Source organism: Thermoanaerobaculia bacterium, from assembly GCA_018057705.1.
Lineage (GTDB): Bacteria > Acidobacteriota > Thermoanaerobaculia > Multivoradales > JAGPDF01 > JAGPDF01.
This window is the reverse complement of record JAGPDF010000067.1, coordinates 20,318-26,808: the sequence shown is the minus strand read 5'-3', so window position 1 is coordinate 26,808 and position 6,491 is coordinate 20,318. Positions and strand designations below refer to the sequence as shown.

Annotated in this window: 8 protein-coding genes; 2 read left to right on the top strand and 6 right to left on the bottom strand. The window is 67.8% G+C overall.

Annotated elements, in window-relative coordinates; translation table 11 throughout:
• Nucleotides 1–337: 337 nt before the first annotated feature.
• Both KBI44_16835 and KBI44_16830 read left to right on the top strand, forming a co-directional pair.
• Nucleotides 338–1,627, top strand: coding sequence for a hypothetical protein (locus KBI44_16835; GenBank protein MBP9146144.1), 1,290 nt, complete (start codon nt 338–340; stop codon nt 1,625–1,627).
• Nucleotides 1,628–1,875: 248 nt separating this feature from the next.
• The gene (locus tag KBI44_16830; GenBank protein MBP9146143.1) at nt 1,876–3,159 is read left to right on the top strand and encodes a hypothetical protein; all 1,284 of its coding nucleotides are present in this window, start codon (nt 1,876–1,878) and stop codon (nt 3,157–3,159) included.
• Nucleotides 3,160–3,259: 100 nt separating this feature from the next.
• Here KBI44_16830 and KBI44_16825 read toward each other — a convergent pair whose 3' ends face one another.
• The 6 genes from KBI44_16825 to KBI44_16800 all read right to left on the bottom strand — a co-directional run.
• A complete protein-coding gene (locus KBI44_16825; GenBank protein MBP9146142.1) occupies nt 3,260–4,228 on the bottom strand; it encodes an RluA family pseudouridine synthase in 969 nt (322 codons plus the stop codon).
• The gene (gene lspA, locus KBI44_16820) at nt 4,225–4,821 is read right to left on the bottom strand and encodes a signal peptidase II (protein MBP9146141.1); all 597 of its coding nucleotides are present in this window, start codon (nt 4,819–4,821) and stop codon (nt 4,225–4,227) included. The genes KBI44_16825 and lspA overlap by 4 nt, the downstream gene beginning before the upstream one ends.
• Nucleotides 4,818–5,207 carry a holo-ACP synthase gene (gene acpS, locus KBI44_16815; protein MBP9146140.1) on the bottom strand — a complete coding sequence of 130 codons (390 nt, stop codon included), beginning with the start codon at nt 5,205–5,207 and terminating at the stop codon, nt 4,818–4,820. Before acpS ends, lspA begins: the two co-directional genes overlap by 4 nt.
• 5 nt (nt 5,208–5,212) lie before the next feature.
• Nucleotides 5,213–5,830 carry a thiamine phosphate synthase gene (locus KBI44_16810; GenBank protein ID MBP9146139.1) on the bottom strand — a complete coding sequence of 206 codons (618 nt, stop codon included), beginning with the start codon at nt 5,828–5,830 and terminating at the stop codon, nt 5,213–5,215.
• Entirely contained in the window at nt 5,802–6,077 is a 276-nt protein-coding gene (locus KBI44_16805; GenBank protein ID MBP9146138.1) for a hypothetical protein, read from the bottom strand. Before KBI44_16805 ends, KBI44_16810 begins: the two co-directional genes overlap by 29 nt.
• A gap of 13 nt (nt 6,078–6,090) precedes the next feature.
• A partial coding sequence (locus KBI44_16800) for a hypothetical protein (protein MBP9146137.1) occupies nt 6,091–6,491 on the bottom strand: 401 nt, incomplete at its 5' end.

The following is a 6,491-nucleotide window of genomic DNA, read 5'->3' as shown; positions in this document are numbered from 1 at the left end:
GAGCCGCTGATGCAGAACTGGGTCTCGGTTGTGATGGATGCCGAAGGCCGTTACAGCGTCGGCTTCGATGCGATGCAGCTCGGCAACGTGACGGACCCGGCCACCGCGCCGGATCCGTTCATCGGCAACTGAGTCTCACGCCGGATCGGGCGTCCCTGACGCCCGCCTTCCGGTGGCAGTGAATCCGGGCTCGTCCCTCCAGCGATGGAGTGGCGGGCCCGTTTTCTTTTGTGGCGATCTTGCCGGTCGGCCCGATTCGCCGTTCCCTGGCGCTCGCGGCCTTTTTGGGATAGGATGCCTGAAGGTTCGACTAACGCATCACTTAGGAGATGAAGATATGAAGAGACTGTTGGTTGCGTGCTTGTTGGCAGTGCTGGCGGCGCCGGGCTTTGCCGTCATCGGGACCGTGGATGATGTCCCGGCGGCGACGTTGCTCCTGCCGTATTTCGAAGTGGATCTCGCCGATCCGAGCGGCGTGACGACGCTGATGTCGATCAACAACGCCTCGGCGACCGCGGTCCTCGCGCACGTCGTGCTGTGGACCGATCTCTCGGTTCACATCCTCGACTTCAACGTCTACCTCACCGGTTACGACGTCCAGTCGATCAACCTGCGCGACATCATCGTCAACGGCAACCTGCCGGTGACGGCGTCGGCCGGTCAGGATCCGACCGACACCATCAGCCCCCAGGGCCCGGCGTCGCAGGACATCAACTTCGCCAGCTGCAACGGCATCCTGGCGTATGACAACCCGGCCCTCTCGGCCGACTACATCGACCACGTTCAGCTCATGCTGACCGGCCAGGGTTCGCCGTACTTCGGCTTCGGCGGCGCCTGCGGCGGCTATGACCACGGCGACGACATCGCCCGTGGCTACGTCACGGTCGACACCGTCCTCGCCTGCAACACCACGTTCCCCAGCGAGCCCGGCTACTTCGGTGCTGGTGGTTTCGTGACCAACCAGAACGTCCTCTGGGGCGACTACTTCTACGTCAACCCGGGCCAGAACTTTGCCCAGGGTGAGACGCTGGTGCATGTCGAGGCGGATGCGGCGCTCACCGCGGCGAACTACACCTTCTACTACCGCTACTCGGCGCTGAATGGTCAGCCGGGCGCGGACCAGCGTGAAGGCCTCGGCAACGTGTTCGCGGTTCGCTACCTGAACGGCGCCGGCTTCGACGGCGGCACGAGCCTCCTCACGTGGCGCGATGCGAAGCGTCACATCACCCCGTTCAACTGCGCCCTCAACTTCCCGGCGCCGTTCCCGCTCGGCCAGAATCAGGTCGTCGTGTTCGACGAAGAGGAGAACTTCGAGACGCCGGACGGTTGCACCATCTCGCCCTGCCCGACCGAAGAGGGGCTGATCCCCTTCCCGTTCGAAGCGCAGCGCACGGATGTCGGCAGTGCGGCTCTGCCGTCCAGCTATGACTTCGGCTGGATCTTCCTCAACCTCAACAGCGTGGTCGCCGGTTCGCTCGTTCCGTACGAGCCGCTGATGCAGAACTGGGTCTCGGTTGTGATGGATGCCGAAGGCCGTTACAGCGTCGGCTTCGATGCGATGCAGCTCGGCAACGTGACGGACCCGGCCACCGCGCCGGATCCGTTCATCGGCACTCCGACCCTCTGAGTCTCACGCCGGATCGGGCGTCCCTGACGCCCGCCTTCCGGTGGCAGTGAATCCGGGCTCGTCCCTCCAGCGATGGAGTGGCGGGCCCGTTTTCTTTTTCACTTCGAGCGCTGTCGCGGATCGACCGGGGCCGCGGGACGATCGCGCGGCCCCGGTCGATCCGCCGCGACGGGACCGCAGGGAGTGTGCGGTAGAATGCGCCCCACCGACGCCTTCCGTGCAGGTCGCCTTCGAACAGGGAGAGAACGATGAAGATTGCAAAGCTGGCCATGTTGCTCGCTGTATTGGCGGCACCGGCGTTCGCCGTGATCGGAACCGTGGACGATGTCCCGGCGGCGACGTTGCTTCTGCCGTATTTCGAAGTGGATCTCGCCGATCCGAGCGGCGTGACGACGCTGATGTCGATCAACAACGCCTCGGCGACCGCGGTCCTCGCGCACGTCGTGCTGTGGACCGATCTCTCGGTTCACATCCTCGACTTCAACGTCTACCTCACCGGTTACGACGTCCAGTCGATCAACCTGCGCGACATGATCGTCAACGGCAACCTGCCGGTGACGGCGTCGGCCGGTCAGGATCCGACCGATACCGTGAGCCCCCAGGGCCCGGCGTCGCAGGACATCAACTTCGCCAGCTGCTCCGGCATCCTGGCGTACGACAACCCGGCCCTCTCGGCCGACTACATCGACCACGTTCAGCTCATGCTGACCGGCCAGGGCTCGCCGTACTTCGGCTTCGGCGGCGCCTGCGGCGGCTATGACCACGGCGATGACATCGCCCGCGGCTACGTCACCGTCGACGCCGTCAACGCCTGCAACACCACGTTCCCGAGCGAGCCCGGCTACTTCGGACCCGGCGGTTTCGTGACCAACCAGAACGTCCTCTGGGGCGACTACTTCTACGTCGACGCAGGACAGAACTACGCCCAGGCCGAGACGCTGGTGCATATCGAGGCGGATGCGGCACTCACCGCGGCGAACTACACCTTCTACTACCGCTACTCGGCGCTGAATGGTCAGCCGGGCGCGGACCAGCGTGAAGGCCTCGGCAACGTGTTCGCGGTTCGCTACCTGAACGGCGGCCTCTTCGATGGCGGCACGAGCCTTCTCTCATGGCGGGATGCGAAGCGTCACATCACTCCGTTCAACTGCGCCCTCAGCTTCCCGGCGCCGTTCCCGCTCGGCCAGAACCAGGTCGTCGTGTTCGACGAAGAGGAGAACTTCGAGACGCCGGACGGTTGCACCATCTCGCCCTGCCCGACCGAAGAGGGGCTGATCCCCTTCCCGTTCGAAGCGCAGCGCACGCCGGTCGGCAGCGCGGCTCTGCCGTCGAGCTATGAGTTCGGCTGGATCTTCCTCAACCTCAACAACCCGGTGGCCGGTTCGCTCGTTCCGTTCGAGCCGCTGATGCAGAACTGGGTCTCGGTCGTGATGGATGCCAAGGGCCGCCTGAGCGTAGGATTCGACGGCATCGAGCTCGGCAACGTGACGGACCCGGCCACCGCGCCGGATCCGTGCATCGACTGCGTCTGACCGCGACACCGGTCAGGGCGGCACGTCGGCGATCCTCGAGTGGATCGACCCGGGCCCGTCTCTCCAGCGATGGAGGGGCGGGCCCGTTTCACGTCTGGACTCAGGCCTGGTCGGGAGGAAGGGCCGGCGGGGCGCCGGCGAGCGATTGCCAGAGCTCCAGCATGTCGGCCGCCAGGGGGGCCTCGAAACGCAGCGGCGCGTGGCTGCACGGGTGAGCGAAGGCGAGGCGCCAGGAGTGCAGGGCCGGGCGCGGAAAGGTCCGCACGGTGCGCGCCGGAGCGCTCGCCAGCTCGCGATGGCGGGCCTCGCCGTAGGTCGCGTCGCCGACGATCGGATGCCGGATGTGCTTCAAGTGCACGCGGATCTGATGGGTGCGGCCCGTGAGCAGCTCGAGCTCGACCAGCGCGAGGCCGGAGGCCGAGGCGACCGTCCGGTAGCGAGTCGTGGCCGGGCGTCCGTCGGTGCGGACGGTCATGCGCTTCCTCTCGGAGGCGTGGCGGCCGATCGGGGCCTCGATGACGCCGCGGAGCGACTTGGGCGCGCCGTGGACGATCGCCAGGTAGCGCTTTTCCACCCGGCGGGAGGCGAAGTCGGCCGTCAGGGCGCGATAGGCCCCGACGGTGCGTGCGATGACCATCACCCCGCTCGTCCCCTTGTCCAGGCGGTGCACGATCCCGGGCCGGCCGGGTCCCCCGACGCCGGCGATCTCCGGGAAGCGCCCCAGCAGACGGTGCACGAGGGTTCCGGTGGATTGCCCGGCGCCGGGGTGAACCGTGAGTCCGGCCGGTTTGTCGATCACGATCAGATCGTCGTCGAGAAAGAGCAGGCGAAGCTCGCCATCTTCTGCGACGACGCGCGACTCGCCGCGCTCCGGCGGCTTCCAGGCGATGCACTCGCCGGCGCGCAGGAGATGCCCCGCCTTGGGCTGCGCGACTCCGTCCACCGTCAGGTGCCCGGCGCGGATCCACTCCTGGATCTGGTTGCGCGGCAGGTCGAGACGTGCGGCCACGGCGCGGTCGAGGCGGGCCCCCGCCTCGTCCTCGCCGACCTGCCAGGTACCTTCGCTCACGACCGATTGCGGAAAGAGTCGAGGAGGATCACCACCAACCCGACCGAAATGGCGCTGTCGGCGACGTTGAAATCGGGCCAGCGGTAGCTGCCGATGTACACCGCGATGAAGTCGGTGACCGCGCCGCTCGAGATCCGGTCGAACAGATTGCCGATCGCTCCTCCGAGGACGAGGGAGAGCGCGGCGAGCAGGCCACGGTCCTTTGCCGGGGTGCGGTGAAAGAGGAAAGCGATGAGCCCCAGGGCCACCAGGCCGAAGAGCGACAGCACCCAGGAGCTGCCGTCTCGGCCGTCCCTGGCGAACATGCCGAAGGCCACCCCGGTATTGCGCACGTGCGAGATGTGCAGGAGCCCCGGAATCACCTCGTGCGAGGTCTGCTCGGGAAGATGCGCCTCGATGAGCCACTTCGTCCATTGATCGAGGGCCAGAACGGCGAGCCCGATGAGCAGGTAAGGTGACTTGCGCGCCCCGGCCGCGCCCCGAGCCTCAGGCGCCCCCTCCGGCACGGCAGCCGAAGAGGAGCCGCTCGGCGCGTCGGGGGAGGGCGACGGGCGGTTTGCGGTCGTTTCGGTGGCTTCGGCACGTTCGTTCATTGCGGTTCGCCTTCCAGGATGACGACGGCGACGGCATTCGTGCCGTCGTGGCTGATGGAGACCCAGAGCTGTACGGCGCCCATGGCGTCGGCGCGACGGCGCGCCTCGCCATGCAGTCGCAGCGCCGGCGCTCCCGAGGGCTGACGGAACACCTCGATCTGGAGGAATCCCACGCCCTGGCTCCAGCCGGTTCCGAGGGCCTTCATGGCGGCCTCCTTGGCGGCGAAGAGGCCGGCGACGTGCGCCGCCCGGGCGAGTGCGCTGGCGGACTCGCCGAGCCGCACCTCGCCGTCGCGAAAGACCCGGCGGAGAAAGGCGGCACCGTGGCGTTCGAGCAGGTGCACGATGCGATTGCGGTCGACGATGTCGAGGCCGAGTCCGAGGATGCGCGTCACGGTCGCTTCCAGCTGCCGAGGAGCGCCCCGATATCGGCTCGCGCCGCGGCCGGATCCTCGAACCAGCGGATCGCGGCCAGACCCCGGGCGCCGCTCTCCAGGACCTCGCGGGCGTTTCTCGCATCGATGCCGCCCACGGCCACGACCGGCAGACCGGTCGCCACGGCTTCGGCCAGCGCCGCGAGGCCGCGGGCTCGGAGCAGGCCTGCCTTCGACGGCGTCTCGAAGACCGGGCCGAAGATCGCGAAATCGGCGCCCTGATCGCGGGCGAGACGGACTTCGTCGGGACTGTGCGTGGATCTTCCCACCAGGAGCTCCTGGCGCTGGCGGCTCAGAGCTCGGCGGACCTCTGCGACCGGCAGGCCCGAGACCGGCAGGTGGACGCCGTCGGCCTGCGCTGCCAGGGCGATGTCCAGACGGCCGTTGACGAAGAGAGTCCATCGGCCGGCCGCCCGAGCCTCGCTCGCCAGCGTCAGTAGCTCCTGGTCGGAGACTCCTTTGCGGCGCACCTGCAACCCGTCGACTCCGGTAAGCGCGAGCTCCGAGCACCAACGCTGCCAGCGCGGTCCGGGGCTCGCGTCGGGGCTACTGATGGCGAGCAGGCGCGGAATCATCGAGCGGATAGGAGGTGCGGCGCAGGAAGAGATCCAGATCGTGCAGGCCCCAGACGAGGTGGAGAAGTCCAAAGGCGGAGATGAGGGAGCGGCTCCAGGGGGAGAGGAGCAGCTCGCGAAGCGGTCCGAACGGGAGGAGGAGCGCCGCGTGGTTCCAGGCCTCGAGCCAGGGAGACATGAGCAGGAAGAGGCCCGCCTCCAGGCAATAGATCAGGAAGATGCCGCGAAAGATCGACTCGGCGCGCATGAGCGACTGGATTCTAGCCCGCCCATGCGCTCGCCGCGCGCCCCGTCGCTCCTAGTTCCCGCCGCCGTCCTTCTTCGGGGGCGGCGGCGGAGGGGTCTGTCCGGAGCGCGAGCTGCTCTTCGAGCCCGACGAGGTCGACTTGCCGGCCGAATGCCCACCCGAGGAACTTCTGCCCGACGGTTGCGATCGCGTCGAGGGCTGGGCCCCCTTGGAGCCTTGGGAACCCTGCGAGCCATAGGATGGCTGCGACCGTTGGGACGGCTGCGACCGAACCGCTGGCGGCGCCGGCTGCGACCGCTGCGAGCCCTGGGACGGTGCCGATTTCACCGTCGGCGGATAGCTCCTGGGCCCTTGAGTCCGCTGCGAATCCTGCGGCTTCTGCGATGGCTGCGATGGCTGCGACCGCACCGTGGG